Annotated in this window: 13 protein-coding genes; 7 read left to right on the forward strand and 6 right to left on the reverse strand. The window is 39.7% G+C overall.

Annotated elements, in window-relative coordinates; all coding sequences use genetic code 11:
- Positions 1 to 73: 73 nt before the first annotated feature.
- From DVR12_RS23675 to DVR12_RS23685, 3 genes are read left to right on the forward strand one after another with little or no spacing between them, the layout of a single operon-like run.
- On the forward strand, positions 74 to 3,640 hold the full coding sequence (locus DVR12_RS23675) for a SusC/RagA family TonB-linked outer membrane protein (RefSeq protein WP_116978291.1): 3,567 nt from the start codon (positions 74 to 76) through the stop codon (positions 3,638 to 3,640).
- A gap of 10 nt (positions 3,641 to 3,650) precedes the next feature.
- Positions 3,651 to 5,171: a RagB/SusD family nutrient uptake outer membrane protein gene (locus tag DVR12_RS23680; RefSeq protein WP_116978292.1), complete on the forward strand. Its 1,521-nt coding sequence runs from the start codon at positions 3,651 to 3,653 to the stop codon at positions 5,169 to 5,171.
- Positions 5,172 to 5,189: 18 nt separating this feature from the next.
- A complete protein-coding gene (locus tag DVR12_RS23685) occupies positions 5,190 to 6,302 on the forward strand; it encodes a TlpA disulfide reductase family protein (RefSeq protein ID WP_116978293.1) in 1,113 nt (370 codons plus the stop codon).
- A 159-nt stretch (positions 6,303 to 6,461) separates the two neighbouring features.
- Here DVR12_RS23685 and DVR12_RS23690 read toward each other — a convergent pair whose 3' ends face one another.
- The 5 genes from DVR12_RS23690 to DVR12_RS23710 form a co-directional block, all read right to left on the reverse strand.
- Positions 6,462 to 7,289, reverse strand: a complete 828-nt coding sequence (locus DVR12_RS23690) for an SDR family oxidoreductase (RefSeq protein WP_116978294.1) — start codon at positions 7,287 to 7,289, stop codon at positions 6,462 to 6,464.
- Between the two features lie 101 nt (positions 7,290 to 7,390).
- A complete protein-coding gene (locus tag DVR12_RS23695; RefSeq protein WP_116978445.1) occupies positions 7,391 to 8,176 on the reverse strand; it encodes a helix-turn-helix domain-containing protein in 786 nt (261 codons plus the stop codon).
- Between the two features lie 25 nt (positions 8,177 to 8,201).
- Complete coding sequence (locus tag DVR12_RS23700; RefSeq protein ID WP_116978295.1) at positions 8,202 to 9,326, reverse strand: MBL fold metallo-hydrolase; 1,125 nt, start codon at positions 9,324 to 9,326, stop codon at positions 8,202 to 8,204.
- A 201-nt stretch (positions 9,327 to 9,527) separates the two neighbouring features.
- The gene (locus tag DVR12_RS23705) at positions 9,528 to 10,586 is read right to left on the reverse strand and encodes a hypothetical protein (protein WP_116978296.1); all 1,059 of its coding nucleotides are present in this window, start codon (positions 10,584 to 10,586) and stop codon (positions 9,528 to 9,530) included.
- A gap of 86 nt (positions 10,587 to 10,672) precedes the next feature.
- Complete coding sequence (locus DVR12_RS23710; RefSeq protein WP_116978297.1) at positions 10,673 to 11,182, reverse strand: dihydrofolate reductase family protein; 510 nt, start codon at positions 11,180 to 11,182, stop codon at positions 10,673 to 10,675.
- 93 nt (positions 11,183 to 11,275) lie between these two features.
- On the opposite strand from DVR12_RS23710, the gene DVR12_RS23715 reads away from it, so the two are divergent.
- Both DVR12_RS23715 and DVR12_RS23720 read left to right on the forward strand, forming a co-directional pair.
- Entirely contained in the window at positions 11,276 to 11,632 is a 357-nt protein-coding gene (locus tag DVR12_RS23715) for a winged helix-turn-helix transcriptional regulator (RefSeq protein WP_116978298.1), read from the forward strand.
- A 128-nt stretch (positions 11,633 to 11,760) separates the two neighbouring features.
- Positions 11,761 to 12,165, forward strand: coding sequence for a hypothetical protein (locus DVR12_RS23720; protein WP_116978299.1), 405 nt, complete (start codon positions 11,761 to 11,763; stop codon positions 12,163 to 12,165).
- 145 nt (positions 12,166 to 12,310) lie between these two features.
- Here the strand turns inward: DVR12_RS23720 and DVR12_RS23725 are convergent, their stop codons facing one another.
- A complete protein-coding gene (locus DVR12_RS23725; protein ID WP_116978300.1) occupies positions 12,311 to 13,480 on the reverse strand; it encodes a vWA domain-containing protein in 1,170 nt (389 codons plus the stop codon).
- A 183-nt stretch (positions 13,481 to 13,663) separates the two neighbouring features.
- Between DVR12_RS23725 and DVR12_RS23730 the strand changes: the two genes are divergently transcribed.
- Positions 13,664 to 15,442, forward strand: a complete 1,779-nt coding sequence (locus DVR12_RS23730; RefSeq protein ID WP_158563353.1) for a tetratricopeptide repeat-containing sensor histidine kinase — start codon at positions 13,664 to 13,666, stop codon at positions 15,440 to 15,442.
- Positions 15,420 to 16,175 carry a LytR/AlgR family response regulator transcription factor gene (locus tag DVR12_RS23735; RefSeq protein WP_116978302.1) on the forward strand — a complete coding sequence of 252 codons (756 nt, stop codon included), beginning with the start codon at positions 15,420 to 15,422 and terminating at the stop codon, positions 16,173 to 16,175. Before DVR12_RS23730 ends, DVR12_RS23735 begins: the two co-directional genes overlap by 23 nt.
- Positions 16,176 to 16,248: the final 73 nt, after the last annotated feature.

A 16,248-nucleotide genomic window follows, 5' to 3' on the forward strand; every position in this document is an offset into this window, starting at 1 on the left:
CCGGCGGTATTTTAGTCGATTTATAAATGGTCTCGCAAACCGATTTTATCACAACCAAAATTAGTCACAAGTTATGCAAAAAAATGCTTATGGCGGCCTGTATTTCTCTGCACTGCGGGGAAGCAGGCTACCGGCACAAATTTCAAAAGTAATGAGACTGCTACCTGTATTTATGGTCACGGCCCTGGTCTCCGTGCAGGCGGCTGGTTCTGCCCAATCTGTAACTCTTTCTGGCAAAAATCTCTCACTGAAAAAAGTATTTTCAGTAATTGAAAAGCAAACAGGATATGTGTTGTTTAGCAACAAGGAATTGCTTTCAGGATCAAAAACAGTTTCGCTTTCTGTAGCAGACGTTCCTTTAAACAAGGTGTTAGACCTGGTACTAAAAGATCAGGAACTTGGTTATGTGCTACAGGGAAAAACAATAATTCTGTCGGGGAAACCATCTACCACCGCCATTCCAGGACTTTCTATACCAGTACCCGTTTCGGTGATTACTGGTCGCGTTACCGATGTAGAAGGAACAGCGCTTCCCGGTGTTAGCATCCAGGTAAAAGAAACACAGAAGGGAATTGCAACAGCATCGGATGGTAGTTTTTCTATCTCTGCCAGCGAAGGAAATACCATCAGATTTTCATATGTAGGTTATACTACCCGTGAAATGATTGTTACCGCTGAAATGCTGAAAGACGGCCAGCCTCCGCTGATTGTTCGACTCAACAAAGCTGCCACCAAACTCGATGAAGTAGCAATTACAGTAAATACAGGATATCAATCTATCTCCAGAGAAAGAATGACGGGAGCATATTCTTCCCTGCAAACAAAGCGACTGGAAGGTAAATTGCAATCCAACCTGCTGTCGATGTTGGAAGGTCAGGCTGCTGGTGTTGCCATCACCAAAGATGGTAAGGTTGAAGTACGTGGACGATCTACTTTTCTTGCCAATGGTGACCCTCTGGTGGTAATCGACGGATATCCTGCACCAGGTGGACTCGAAACTGTAAATATTGATAACGTTGAATCCATTACGGTACTGAAAGATGCGGTAGCTGCTTCCATATATGGAGCGCGTTCTTCCAATGGTGTGATTGTCATCACTACCAAAACACCTAAGGTTGGAAAGATGCAGATAAGCTATAAAGGCATCACCGGTATGACACTAAGGCCTCAGTTATCCTACCTTAATAAAACCAGTGCTGCAGATTATGTGGATGCAGAGGTTGACTATTATAACAGTGATGTGGCTAATGTGAGCTGGGATTATGAAGGGTCTTCATTCTATGGCCGTGTAACCCAGTTAATGATAATGAAAGATCAGGGGTTACTTACAGAAGATGAAGTGAACGCAGAACTCAGTCAGCTGAAAAAAAATAATACCCTGGATCAGTTGGAGAAGAATTTATTCCGCAGAAGTTTAACCCAACAACATAACATCTCTATTTCTGCAAGCACTGATAAATTCGCTACCAATGCAGCTGTACGTTATATCGCCAACCAGGGCAATATGAAAGGTAACAGCAACGACCGCCTGATCCTGGATCTCAAAAATGATTGGAAACCAGGTAAGAGGGTGAACGTAAAAATGTTTTCCAATATCAACTTCAATAACAGTAAGGCGCCATTAAATGCAGGCGATATGCTTGATTTCACCAACTGGAAAGTGATGAAGCCTTATTACAATGTTGTTGACCAATTTGGTAAACCACAAAATGTTCCGGTAACAAGGCCCGATCTGGTAGATCTCTATAACGATTACGGCGGTCTGAAATCTATGGAATACAATCCACTTAACGACCTGAGTATCTCTACTACCAAAAACCAGGCATTCCTTGCCAGAATGGGAGCCAGTATTTCTGTAGATATCCTGGATGGATTAAGCGGTGAAGTGGGAGGTTCCTGGTCCAGAGGTAGCGGTATTCTGCGCAACATGAGAGGGGCCAATTCTTACTATGTTCGATCTCTTTACAATGCTGCATCTTCTGTAACAAATCCAGGTAAGCATTATTTGCCTGAAGGTGCAATATTAAGTGAAACCCGTAGCCAGAGCGAAGCATATACCTTTAGAGCACAGGCCAACTATGGAAAAACATTTAATAAGCGTCACAGAATTTCAGTTATTGCCGGTAGTGAAATAAATAAAGACCTGATAGATAATAATACCGCACCAAGCAGAGTAGGTTATAATGATCAGGCCGGAACCTTTGCTACATTCAATTATCTCGATTTCAACAGCTATGCCTACCAAACAGATTTCCTGTTCCCTGATGGAATGGATCTGGTTAGCAACGGTTCTTATTCGCTGCGTGATAATCGTTTCGTTTCCGTGTATTCAAATGGTTCCTATGAATATGATAATCGCTTCATTCTGAGTGGGAGTGCCCGTATCGATCAGGGAAATCTGTTTGGAACCAATCCTAAATACCGATATAAACCCAATTGGTCGGTTGGGGGAACCTATAAACTTAGCAATGAAAAGTTCTTTAATGTTGCGTGGATAGACAAGCTGAATATTCGTGGATCTTACGGTATCAATGGTAATATTTCCTTTACACAAGGGCCATTCCTCCTGATTACGCCAGGATCCTTTGCAGCGGCCACAGGCGCCATTCCTTATACCATTTCTTCATTGCCAGATAATAACCTGCGCTGGGAGCGTACCATGATCACAAACGTAGGAACTGATTTGCGTTTACTGAACGGACGACTCAACCTTACATTGGATTATTACAATAAACTAAGCAAGGATTTATTATCACCCGACTTTATAGATCCAACCTATGGAAGATTCATGATCACCAGGAATGCTGGTAGCTCGAGAAATACCGGTATTGAGCTTTCTCTGGAATCAGATGTAGTGAAAACAAAACATTTTGGCTGGAATGTATTTTTCAACGGTAGTTATAACAAAAGCAAGGTATTGCAGTTCAACTACGACTATCTCGTTCCTAACTTCCTGACCTTTAGTTTCTCCAGCTCCATGCTGGGAAGTAATGCAGGCGCTGTATTAATGGCCGGATATCCGCTCGACGCAATTTTTAGCTATCGCTTTGCCGGATTGGATAATACAGGTACTCCTCAATATTATTCAGTAGATAATAAAAAGATATATGGAAAAGACCTGGCAGTAAAAGACATGGTATTTTCAGGAACCGCCAGACCTAAATATATTGTTAGTATCACCAATACATTCAGCTACGATAGATTTGATCTCTCCTTTATGATGATTGCGCAGATGGGTGCAGTATTCCGCAGAGATGCGTACAATGGCGATAATATTGATCATAAAGATGTTTCCCAACGCTGGCGCAAACCAGGAGATGAAGAACATACTATTTATCCAAAACTCGCTGCCTTCAATTCAGATGCCTGGTATTTCCCGTATTCAGAAATGATGATTGAAAAATCAGATTTCCTGAAACTGCGTGACCTTACTTTGGGCTACAGACTCGACAATAAATTATGGGGTAACACAGGGCTCAATAATGCAAGACTATATTTCCAGGGCCGCAATCTGTGGACTTTAACTGCAAATAAGGTAGGAGTAGATCCTGAAACCATTGAGCAGAGTGTAAATATGAGCGTTAAAAGGACATTGCCTTTGAGACCTGAATTTTATATCGGTTTTTCCGTAAACCTATAATCTAACTATTATGACTAAACTAAAATATTCTATATACTTTGCCGCCGTTTTCATGATGAGTTCCTGTAAAAGGTATCTCGATGTGAAACCCAAAGGAAAGCTTATACCATCATCGGTAACAGATTATGATCATCTGCTCGATAATACAAGTACTGTAGAACTCAATTTTCTGGATGGGAACAAAGGCTCTTTGCTGGCCAATTTGGGTGATAACCTTGAACTAACGGAAGGACAGGTAAAAGTTGGATTTATTCTTAGCAGCCATCCGAACATCGAGCGTTATTATGCTCATATCTTCAGGCAGCCGTATAAAAATCCGAACCTCGATGATCAATTCTGGAGTTCAGGCTCCCAGGGAATGTATCCTCAGATTTCCTATTTCAACAACGTAATTGAAGGAATCAGAAGTATAGGTCAAAAATCTCCGGAAGAAGAAGTGGTTGGTAAAATTTCTGTTGCCCAGGCACTGATAGGAAGAGCATGGTGCTATTTTAATGCCAATATGATCTATGGGCCGGTTTACAAACCAGGTACAGCTAATTCAACTAAAACTATCCCTTATCTGGTTGATGTTGATATCAATAAACCAATTCCTAATTTATCTACTTCTGAAGAAGTGGTAACCCGTGTACTCAATGATCTGCATGAAGCATTACCAAATCTTCCTGAAAGGTCTACCTGGCCATCTCGCGCCAACAGGGCCACTGGTCATGCTATGCTGGCATATTATCATCTCTTTACCCAAAAGTTTGATAGTGTGGCCTATTATGCAAACCTCGCATGGTCTTCTGCTGGTAGTCCGGCAGCTGTATTGTATGATTACAATAAATTAAAACTGGCCGATCCTGCCAGGCCAACTACTTCATTGCTGATTAGTTCTCAGGATGCTTACACTAATGTTGTAAACAGCCGGGAGATGTTGTTCTACCGAGCAACGGAAAAAGATGCTGGTATGGGTGCTTCATTGTCTTATCCTTCTGCCGAGTTGATTGCCTTGTATGACCAGGCAAATGATCTGAGGTTCAGTTTTTTTTATCTAAATTCTGCCGGATATAAAACAACGCAGGGAGGAGGCTATGATGATGGCATGCGCATCAGTAATTACCGTTTCCGGAAAATGAAAATGACTGATGGTTTCTCCTGGCCTGAAATACTACTTATGCGTGCAGAGGGATATGCCAGAACAAATAAACTCGATCTTGCTATTAAGGATCTGAATACTCTTCGTCAATATCGTTTTAAAACCGGTACTCCGCCACTTATTGCAGGAACCCAGGATGAAGTGATTAAAATGGTACTGGAGGAAAGAAGACGCGAACTGCCAATCGGAGGTTTCAAAAGATTCCTGGACCTGAAACGCTTTACTCTGGATAATGGTAAACCATGGTCTAAAGCTCAGATTACGCACAAAATTGCCGGGCAGACTTATACTGGAACTATCGACTCCAAGGATTTTATTGTACCGATCACTAATGTAGTGCTTAGGTTTAATCCGAATTGGGGTATTCCATTGGAAACCCGCCCGTATTAATTATTTCAAATTATAAGTATGCGAAAGTTATTTTCGGTTTTAATACTGATTGGAGTTGCTATTAACTCGGTGGCTCAATCCAAGATTGTTATTAAGGGAACCGTGAAAGGTGATCTTAAGGGATATAACAAAGTTTATGTATTTAGAGAGGATGAATATCAGGATTCAGTTGAAATAAAAAATGGTAGGTTTACCATTACTATGCCTTGGGTAAAGGATGGTATGCCTTATATCCACTCTGAGTATGATAATAAAACGAGAAAAGGTCCTGCTGCTTTTCCATTAGTAATAGATGCTCCCGGCACCGTTTATATTGATGTGGAAGATGTGACCAAAGGACTTCGTTCCGGTAAGATTCGTGGAAATCGCTCGGCTACTGCTTTTCAGGCTTTTGAAGAAGGTAGAGAGAAGGTGAGATTAGAAATGAAAGCAGCAGTAACTGAACATTTTCATGGAGACCATCCCATTGATTCGGCATATAATGCGGTTTTCCAGGAAAAGGTAAAAACGATGTTAATTCCATATATCTGCAATTTTGTTGAAACTAATGCAGGTTCTTACATCGGTGCGTTTATACTTGGCCGTTATCAGACTGTTATACCATCAGATGATCTCCAAAGGCTTTATAACAAGCTGGGAAAACTTCAGAAACGTACAGCTCCGGCTGAAGAGGTTAATGCACGTTTGATTGGTTTAACACGTGCAGTAGCAGGTTTTGAAGTGTTAGACTTTACATTGAACTCGCCTGAAGATAAGCCAACGACCTTCAGTAGCCTTCGTGGTAAATATGTGTTGATTGATTTCTGGTCGAGCTGGTGCGGACCTTGCAAAGCTTCCTTTCCACACATGAAAGAGCTATACCAGAAGTACCGTGGTGATGAATTTGAGATTCTCGGTATTTCCATCGATCAGGATAAAAAAGCCTGGCTTAATGAACTGAAAAAGCAACAATTACCCTGGCCACAAGTGTTGGATACGAAAAATGTTTCAGTGAATAGTTTTGCTGTTACAGCCGTACCTACTGCTTATCTGATTGGTCCGGATGGTAAAATAATTATGAAGCAGGTTGGGTTTGGTGAAGAAGGAGATGGAGAAATTGAAATAAAGTTGAAAGAGTTGTTTGGAAAATAAAGCTGGTGTAGTTTTTATTTAAAAACATACTTCGAAGCTTAATAGAATTTGCTTAGGAAAATAATCCATTCAGATTCACAGACAAAATTAAAAGCCTGTTCTCTACAATGCAGAGACAGGCTTTTGATTTTTGATATATATTGATGTCATTATCTTTGATTAGCTCTGAGGCGAAAAAGTGCTTCTCAGTACATTCAAATAGTTCTCATCTGTACCGTTGTTCCGGATGTCGATAAGTGGTTGCAAATCTTCGCCTATCACATACCGTAAGATATTAGTTTCGTCTGTAGCTGCTTTAAAAATAGTTGCAGCAACATCAGTTGCGGTAGCACCGCCACCGCTATATATAGCTTTGAAAACTTCATCCATCTGTTTCAGATAAGATGAATAATCCGTCAGCGTTTCATCAGTTGCAAAATTAGCTTTCGTTGTTTGTTCGAAATTGGTGCTGATATTGCCGGGTTCAATGATTTTTACTTTGATGTTTTGTGATGCTAATTCGAAGGAAAGTGATTCGAAGAAGCCTTCCAGTGCAAATTTTGATGCTGCATAGATGGAAACCAATGGTACAGTTACCCTACCAACACCAGAGGTAACGGTGATGATGTTTCCGCTTTTATTCTCTCTGAAATGAGGCAGCAAAGCTCTTGTGATTTCCATAGTTCCGAAAAGGTTAACGGAAAACTGGCGTTGAATCTGCTCTGGAGTTGTTGCCTCAAAAAGACCATGTTGTCCGTATCCTGCATTATTCAACAAAACATCAATTTTCCCGAACCTGGAGAGGGAGGTATTAATTACTTCACTGAATGTTTCCGGTTTTTCAACATCGAGTTTTAAAACGAGTATCTGGTCGTTGTTTTTCAGTACATCCTGCTTTTCCGGACTACGCATAGTTGCAACCACATTCCAGCCTTGCTCTGCAAAATAAAGTGCTGTAGCCTGTCCGATACCGGAAGAGGCTCCGGTGATAAAGATTGTTTTATTCATAATCATTTATTTTAGTTATGTTGATTTTGGGCAAAACGATGCCCCGGGGCTTTTCCTGACTTGGGAAAGCCCTTACTGTATTGTTTTTATAAAGTTTTAAATTATAACTGCGACGGGTTTATGCCGTAGCGGTTTTTGAACGCATAGGAGAAATGCGATAAGGTTTCAAAACCAATTTCCAAATACACATCCTTTGCCTTCATCTTTTTATGTTCGAGCAAATAATGTGCTTCCGTTAATCGTTTTTGTTGAATCCATTTATTGGGAGAGGTTTGAAACAATTTTTCAAAATCACGTTTGAAGGTAGCCAAACTTCTGCCTGTAAGAAAAGCGAGTTGCGTCAGCGGCACATTAAACCTGAAATTTGTATTCATAAAAGCCTCCAGATCTATTTTGCCGGGCATCCCAAAATGAAACAATACATTTTTCAAGGCTTTATTATTGCGTAGAAGCAAATGAATTATTTCTATCTTTTTAATATTGGCTAATTCTATACTGATTTTATTGCCAAACCAGGTTTCAAGCCCTGTAAAGTAAGAACTGATTAATTCATCTGGTTCCACTTTAAACAAACTTTCCTTTGGATTTTTATCAGAATGTATTTCGTGTCTTTCAGCAAATTCTTTTAACAGATTTTTTTCCAGAATAACAGAGATGGCTTCAAAACCATCATGGCCCGGATATTTCACAAAACGGATTAACGCATTTTTGCGGTATAATACTACATCACCTTTTCGGTACAGGTGTTTGGTATTGCCATCGTAAGCCTCCATCTCCCCGGAAACAATGAAAGATATACCATGTTCCTTTATGAATTGCTCACCTGCCTTGCTACTTTTAGAATAGCAGGCCCGTTGAATACCGTGTATATCTTCCTGTTGTTTCATGATGTTATTTTTAAAATCCATCAGTTTATTTCTTCCACCAGTAGCAGGGTTTTGTATTCATATTATTTAATTCAACTACTTCACCAATTAAAGGTGTAATAATTGCCTGGCCCTGTTTCAGTGCCTCTTTGCTTACACGTTCCAATGGTTCATACCAGGAATGGTTCGCTAATACAAACTTTGATGAGTGTACCGGAAATAGTACCTGGGCCTTCAGGTCTTTTGTTGCCACAACTACTTCTTCTGGCATCATGTGAATGTATTTCCAACTCAGGTCGTATTGCCCATTTTCCAGGATGGCTAAAGTAAAAGGACCGTATTTATCCCCGATTTCCTTAAAATGAGTATCATATCCACTGTCACCTCCCAGATAGAGTTTTTGAGTAGGGGTTTGTAACACATATGAAGCCCAAAGGGTATTGGCCGACCAGATACTGCGTCCTGAAAAATGGCGGGCCGGGGTTACAGTAACAGTAAAACCTCCGTCTAAATTTATTGTTTCCCACCAGTCTTTTTCCATGATCTGATTAGGGTTATATCCCCAATACTCCAGATGCGAACCAACGCCTAAAGGAACAATCACTTTACTGACTTTGTTCTTCAGGGTCTTCAGCGTTTTATAATCCATATGATCGTAATGATCATGAGAAATAAAGAGATAATCGATATTGGGAAGTGCTTCCGGAGTTGTGACATCCGAACCTTCAAAAGCCTTGCCACCACCTGGTATAGGCGAGGCACTGCCACTCAGTACCGGATCTACCAGGATATTTTTCCCATCTACCCGAAGAAAATAGGAGGAATGCCCCAGCCAGATTAAAACCGGGCGATCATTTGGTAATTGTGACCAATCGACAGCCAGGGAAGGAATTTTATGGGTAGGTTGACTTTCCTTTGATTTATTAAACAAGTAGTCGTACAGGGCTACAGACAGGCTTTGTGTCACCTGTGGAGTAGGATTGGTGTTCCTGAACTTTCCATTTTTAAATTGTGCTGATTTTTTAATACGTTCCAGTCTATCGCCGGAAGGCCTTTTTCCAAATTGTGGGTGCATCATAAACAGTGCTATTAGAACGATGAGAACCCCAATCGTTGCGGCAATTCCTTTTAAAATCCTAAGTAAGCGTCGCGATCTTTTCGTTGTTTTCATCTCAAATTATTATACTGCAAAAATAGGGAAGAGTGAGGATAAGCAGTTTCCTGAAAAGCTCAATTTTACTTTCCTGAGAGGCTCATGGGAAAATCAGATTTAGGGATGGAATTCAGGAGGGTATTGGAGTAGGGGTAAATGTAAATAGTGAATATGATAAAAAAAGTGTCTCCAATAACGGAGACACTTTAAGTATTTTTATTATACAGGCAGATTGTAGCTGCGCAACTGACCCTCGCCAGTTGTCAACAGTAATTGGTTATGAACTATCATTACGTTTATAATATTGCTGCTGTAGTCATAGATATAATCAGGATTGGTAGTTGGATTACCATCCAGATCATAGGCTGTAAATTCGATGCCTTCAGGCATTACTTCAGCCTTGCTGCGTAAATCTTTTCTATCGAGCAATAACAATCTTCCAAACTGTGTAACTACCAGGATATTATTATCATCTACAAAGAATACGCTGTAGTTGATGTTATCTGGTTCAGAGGCCGGAAAATCTTTGCTACCATCGAAAATTGCTTCCTGTTTTTGCTCCGCTATCTTAACGATTTCTGGAAAAGAGTAGACTTCAACAGGACCGTCATAATGAGGAGCCATAACAAACTCTTTTCCTGATGGTGCAAAGTTACCCATAATTACGTCGTCGCATTGGGTTAATTCAGTAAGGGAAATAACGCCATCGATTAGTTGTAACTGAAGCAGGATAGAGTTTTCCTGCCCGGCAGCCGCTTCCAGCAGAATAATGTTATTATCCGGTGTTGCATGAAATGTGTAAGCGTGTTGTTGGCTTTCCAGCAGTGGATATGAAGCAATGGCTTCAAAAGTAGTAGCATCCATTACCTCTAACTTATCATTTTCATTTTCATCACCCGGCAATACATACCATATAGTTTTATTATCTCTGGTGAAAAAGCAGGCAGCACCCAGAAACCAGCCCCAGGAGCCATGTTCTACAGAATGTAGCACCTTGGTTGCTTCTGCATCAAGGATACGCAGATCAGTCATTCCCGCAATAGCAATCAGGCGGCCATCAGAAGAAGCAGAAAGCTTGCTGCTTACATAGTTTGCATTATTCCCTTGTATGATCTTTTCCCATACAATTTCAAGATTAGCGTTGAGCTTTGTAATCAGTGGCTGACTCGCAAAGTTCAATAAGATCTCGCCATTCGGCAATGGTACTACATTTACCGGGTTAGCAGTGAATGTCAGCTTGTTCTTTAACGGCAGGTTTATATGCGGAAATTGACTCATATTTTTATTAATATGCCGCAAAGATAAGACACAAACAACTTTCCCGGAAACCTGCCTGCTCAAAATAAATTTATTAGGTAGATTGTCTATATCTTAGTCAATTGTAGTTGTGCTATATTCTCACCTATTTGTTTTAAAGATACCAGCTTGAACTTTAATGTCAGTTCATTATCCGTTGCTAAAACACCACCATGTCCAACAATTACAGGATGTATATTGAAATAGATATCAGTTATTAAATCTTTTTCCAGAAAGGAATTATAGGTAATTGTACCTCCTCCGACTGCAATTTCCTGAGCCCCTTTTGCAGTCAGATAGGTAATTGCCGCTTCCGGACTGCTAACAACTTTGAAATCGTTGGTGGCTATTTGTGATGTTGATATTAATACCAGTTCCACCCCTGGAAAAGCGACTTTAACATCTCCGATTACCCTTTGTAACATCTCAAAGGTTTTCTTTCCGAGTACCAGGTTGCCTGCCCTGTTGGCAACTTCCATAAATATTCCCGTAGCTTCCCGGGGGGCCTGGTAAGTGGTGTTTTCAGATAACAGTACTTTACCATTTGCAGAGATATTTGCAATTAAGGATATTTTCATCAACAGCGTTTTAAATTTCCCGGTAAAACTATTTTATCTTTAACTTCCTTACACTATCCGTTACCTTTAGGAAAGTAACAAAATTGATTAAACATGACATTAATCACACCTTGCGAAAAAGATACTGGAAAAGAGAGGTCGTTGGCATTAAGAGATGCTATTGAACTATTAAGTGGCAAGTGGAAATTATGTATTCTGCAAAATTTATCCTATTTCGGCACAATGAGGTTTAAAGATTTGCAGGAAGCAGTTGCTGGCATTTCACCAAAGGTCTTAACAAAGGAGTTGCAACAGTTAGAACAAAATCTACTCGTAATAAGAACTATTAATAATACCAAACCAGTCACCGTTTCCTATTCACTTGCAGAACATGCATATGAAACCCGTAATGTATTTAATGCTTTATTGGAGTTCGGTGCAAAGCATAGAAAGATAGTCAGAAATAAATGATATTCTTTATTTTTGATAACAGGTATACATGGTGGGTCATCTGTCCTGTAGCCTGTTTCTCCGGCCGCTTAGATTTACAACGATCTGTATTATTATTTACAGTAAATCTTATTTAATCAAACATCTCTATGGAAAATAATGTAAAACAAGCATCATCCGGAACCTGTAATATTAAAATAAACAATATAGGCAGAATTCCCACTGCTCCCGCTAGTGTTTCGTCAGAAGATCAGATGAGTGCATTCAATCTCATTACCCAGCTCAGTTTTCAGGATATTTGGAAAATACCCCCGTTTCAATTGCAGGAAGGTACAACCACTATATTTGTTGAGAATCCCCTTTACGATAGTGGGCGTGCCTGGCTTATCAAAAATGCCCAAAATCAGGTGATTGTTTATACAGTCGTGGCAGGTACTCTTTCTACTGCATCCACAGCAGACCAACAGGCCAATGTTTTGCAAATGGTTAGAAACGGATTAACAGACAGTTTAAATACCTCGTGTATGATAGATGTAAATGGAATTTGCAATTAATTCCAGGATGTATCAATTATTTCCTCGCTTAGGAAATCTACTCATGATATTATTTCCTGTAATTAGAATCATGCGACAAAATGATGGAAAATGCACAAGCCCGCAAATAATGCAGGCTTGTGTTTTAGGCTGGGATTAACAGGTATTACTTTTCTGCAGTATATCCTTTTGTAACGGCAAAAGTGATTATAGATTGCTTGATAGCAGTGCCAAGATCATCTGCTTTCGAACTCGATTTCATTTTTTCATCTATGTATTTTTGCCTTTTATTTCCTAATACCACCATAGCTTTCTGAATACTGTCTCTTTCTTTTCCTTTCGCTACTACTATTTGTTTTAATTCTGATGTACTTTTTCCCTGAAGCTCCTGAGGAAGCTCACTCTGGCTGATTTTTGAGAGAAGGGTAGGATCTTTTTCATTAAGTTCTACCAGATCCCAGGTGTCATTTTTATAAACAGATTTTGATTTGCTAACAAAGCGTTCTATAGAATTAGCCCTGGAAATAGAACTTGCATTGGCATCCTGCTGTAACTGGTTGCTTTTCTTTGAGGCCCCATATCTGCCATATCCGAAATAGGTTGAATTGATTTTAGAATTGTATACGGTGATCAGACTATCATATGGAGTTTCTATAAAGTCAACCTTTCTGTCTGAATCTATGTTGAAATATTTACCACCTCCTTTGTCAGCACCATCTTTCCATTTAATGGCGATTCCTTCCTGTTTACTTCCACAAAAGATTGTATTAACATAAATTTCTTTGCTCAGGGCTTCGGAAGCAGCTGAAACATAATTGACTTTGCCCTGGGTAAATTCTTCATTACCGGCAATATAAATTAGTTTCAGATCGGCTGGGTTATAGCCCCAATCCAATGAGTTTACAGCTTTTTTGATTACAGCACCGCAATATTCTTCCCCTCCGTTGGTCTTGAGGGCAAATAGCTTTTCAGAAATCAGGTCGAGATCGGTGGTTAGCGGAGCAACCTGTCTGATAAAACCGGTTTCCCTGGAAAGCCAATCATTTCCATATTCATATAGCGCAATTTCGATGATGGGAGCTTTACCCTGAAATTTCAAAGTGGTAAGCGTATTTATAATATTCCAGAGCCTCGATTTTGCCTGGTCTATAAGTCCATCCATACTATTGGAAGTATCCAGCAATATAGCTACCTGGATACGGGTATTGTCCTTGGCGGAAGGAGAGCTAATAGCCGGTTTGGTATATTCTTTTTCAATGGATTGTAGTTTGGAATCATGTTTCCATGCCAGGAATCCGGATGCCAGTAACAGGCCGGTAAATAGTGTCACTTTCATATTGCTTGAATTAGGATTATAATATGAAAGTAGTTGCTCTGATCCATGGGAATTGGCGCACTTGGTGAAATGGCAGGTTGACTGGGTGAATTAATAGAAACCCGTTTTGAAAAGCATTATTTTGCAACAGAATCTATGTTCATGGTACGTTACGGTTTATATATATTTATCTTGTTTAGGTTGATGATTGTTGCGGAAACTGTTGTTGCCCAGGGAAAGAAGGGCAACAGCAGTTCGGTTTCCAAAGCAGCCAGTAAACTCTCAAGGTCACTGACTGCCGATGATAATGATCTGCAAACAGCTGCAGATTATGAGGCATTAGCTAATGAGCTGACGGAAAAAAATGAGTATGCCAAGGCCGAAGATTATCTGAAGAAGGCATTGGAAATCTATACCAGATTAAATCATGCTAATACCGCCACCGTTACACGGGCTTTGGCTAAGGTGCAGGAAATGCAAAATAAAATCGAATCAGCCATTGCCAACTACCAGACTGCAGCCAATCTGTCTAAAGACAAGAGCCTGGAGCTGGTGAATGTTAATGATGCCAATCGTTTGCGCAATACAGGTAGTCCACTTCAACAATCAAATTATGCTCAATCCAACATCAATATTTTTGAAAAGGAAGGCAAAAAGGAAGAAGCATCTTATGCTTACAAGCAACTAGGCAATAGTCTCCTCTTACAGAATAATAAAATTGATGCTATTGCCAGTTATAAAAAAGCAATAGAGAAAAGTAATAGTACACTGGAAATCACAGACATTGGTAGGAAGATCTCCAAAGTATACGTTACCGATAATAATATTTCAGACGCGATCCGCAGTAATGAGGATATTTTAGAAAAAGCGAAGAATGAACAAAATACTGAGCTACAAATCAACCAAATACAGGGTTTAGCTCAGTTATATGCTAAAGATCAGCAGCCCGACAAAACCGGTAAACTACTGGAAGAAGCATATCAACTTGCCTTTAAAAGCGGGAATACCTCAAAAGCCAAAGATTGCCTGTTGGCCCTGGCTACGCATTATAAACAACATAAAAATGCTGCTGCTGCGCTTAACCAGTATGACAATTTTCTGCATAACCTGGATTCACTCATCCGAAGGGATAGTTCCCTGGTTGATGCAAGCCTGTTTGATCTTACAGAAGGGAAAATCAAAGATCTGGAAAGAGAAAAAGTATTGCAACTGGCCCTTATCAGCAATCAAAATAAACTTAATTATTTCCTGATTTCCTTTATTCTGGCCATGGTAGTGCTGTTATTATTTATTATCCATTCGCTAAGATCCATCAAAATAAAAAACAAAAAAATTGCATTACAATCCTTACGCCGGGAAATGAATCCGCATTTTATCTTCAATAGTCTCAATAGTGTTAATCAATATATTGCAGAAAACAATGAGGTGGAGGCAAATAAATATCTTACCTCATATTCAGGCCTGATGAGGAATGTAATGGAAAATTCAAATAAGGATTTTGTTCCGCTAACTGTGGAAGCTGAACAGCTGAAAAGATATCTCGACCTGGAACTGCTTCGCTTCACAGATAAATTTGTATACATTCTGGATATTGATGAAGATTTAGACCAGGAAATGATGATGATTCCTAATATGTTGATCCAGCCACACCTGGAAAATGCCGTCTGGCATGGGCTCCGCTATAAAGATACCAAAGGATTACTCCGTGTTAGTTTCTCAAAAACTGAAAAGTATATCCGGGTGGAGGTTGTGGATAATGGAATTGGTCTGACACGTAGTCAAAATTTGAAAACCATCCACCAGAAAGAACACCAATCTAGGGGTATAACAAATACGAGAGAACGAATAAATTTGCTGAATGATATATACCATCTCCAGATTCACCTGCAGGTGACGGAAATTACAACTGAAGGAGCAACAGGAACCCAGGTAATAATGCATTTGCCTTTAATTAACAAGCATGATTTCGACAGAAAAAATTAAATCGGTAATCGTTGAAGATGAAGCCGCGGCTACAATTGCATTGCAAAATTACCTCGGTAAGTATTGCCCCCAGGTGGAGGTGGTTGGTACTGCACAAAATAGCCGGACAGCCATTTCACTCCTGCATGAACTGCAGCCACAACTGGTATTTCTGGATGTAGAAATGCCTTTTGGAAATGCTTTTGATGTATTGGAAGGATGCCAGGATCTGCAATTCGAAACTATTTTTGTTACAGCTTTTTCAGAGTATTCACTCAGAGCATTAAATCAGAGTGCTGCTTATTATCTACTCAAACCTGTTAGCATAGAAGAGTTGATTCTGGCTGTAAATAAGGTGCAGCAACAATTACAACAAAAGCAATGGCTTAACAGGAATCGTATAATCATGGAGAATGCCAGGGAAAATAATCCAGGCATGCAACAGGTGATTTTGCCAACGCTTGATGGTTTTGATGTTGTAAAGATGAATGAAATTGTTAGGTTGAAGGGTAATGGAAATTTTACAGATGTTTATTTGATCAATGGAACTAAAAAGATGGTATGTCGTTTTCTTAAGCATTTTTCAGAGATGTTACCCCATCCATTTGTTAGAGTTCACAAATCCCATATTGTAAATATTCACTTCGTACAGTCTTATCATAAAGGTGCCGGCGGGTATGTTTGCCTTAATGATGGAACTGAGGTGGAAGTTTCACCGGCCTATAAAGATAGTCTCCTTAAAGCATTTCAATAATATGGTTAGTAGTTCGAAATAACCCAGTTAATAAAAAAATTTAAAAAATATGATGAACGGAAACGCTTTGCTG

It is taken from the genome of Chitinophaga silvatica, from assembly GCF_003419895.1.
GTDB classification, from domain to species: domain Bacteria; phylum Bacteroidota; class Bacteroidia; order Chitinophagales; family Chitinophagaceae; genus Chitinophaga; species Chitinophaga silvatica.

Excerpts from the sequence above, each read along its gene's own strand:
- DVR12_RS23675 (WP_116978291.1), top strand. The coding sequence starts at position 74 with ATGCAAAAAAATGCTTATGGCGGCCTGTATTTCTCTGCACTGCGGGGA.
- DVR12_RS23680 (WP_116978292.1), top strand. The coding sequence starts at position 3,651 with ATGACTAAACTAAAATATTCTATATACTTTGCCGCCGTTTTCATGATG.
- DVR12_RS23685 (WP_116978293.1), top strand. The coding sequence starts at position 5,190 with ATGCGAAAGTTATTTTCGGTTTTAATACTGATTGGAGTTGCTATTAAC.
- DVR12_RS23690 (WP_116978294.1), bottom strand. The coding sequence starts at position 7,289 with ATGAATAAAACAATCTTTATCACCGGAGCCTCTTCCGGTATCGGACAG.
- DVR12_RS23695 (WP_116978445.1), bottom strand. The coding sequence starts at position 8,176 with ATGAAACAACAGGAAGATATACACGGTATTCAACGGGCCTGCTATTCT.
- DVR12_RS23700 (WP_116978295.1), bottom strand. The coding sequence starts at position 9,326 with ATGAAAACAACGAAAAGATCGCGACGCTTACTTAGGATTTTAAAAGGA.
- DVR12_RS23705 (WP_116978296.1), bottom strand. The coding sequence starts at position 10,586 with ATGAGTCAATTTCCGCATATAAACCTGCCGTTAAAGAACAAGCTGACA.
- DVR12_RS23710 (WP_116978297.1), bottom strand. The coding sequence starts at position 11,182 with ATGAAAATATCCTTAATTGCAAATATCTCTGCAAATGGTAAAGTACTG.
- DVR12_RS23715 (WP_116978298.1), top strand. The coding sequence starts at position 11,276 with ATGACATTAATCACACCTTGCGAAAAAGATACTGGAAAAGAGAGGTCG.
- DVR12_RS23720 (WP_116978299.1), top strand. The coding sequence starts at position 11,761 with ATGGAAAATAATGTAAAACAAGCATCATCCGGAACCTGTAATATTAAA.
- DVR12_RS23725 (WP_116978300.1), bottom strand. The coding sequence starts at position 13,480 with ATGAAAGTGACACTATTTACCGGCCTGTTACTGGCATCCGGATTCCTG.
- DVR12_RS23730 (WP_158563353.1), top strand. The coding sequence starts at position 13,664 with ATGATTGTTGCGGAAACTGTTGTTGCCCAGGGAAAGAAGGGCAACAGC.
- DVR12_RS23735 (WP_116978302.1), top strand. The coding sequence starts at position 15,420 with ATGATTTCGACAGAAAAAATTAAATCGGTAATCGTTGAAGATGAAGCC.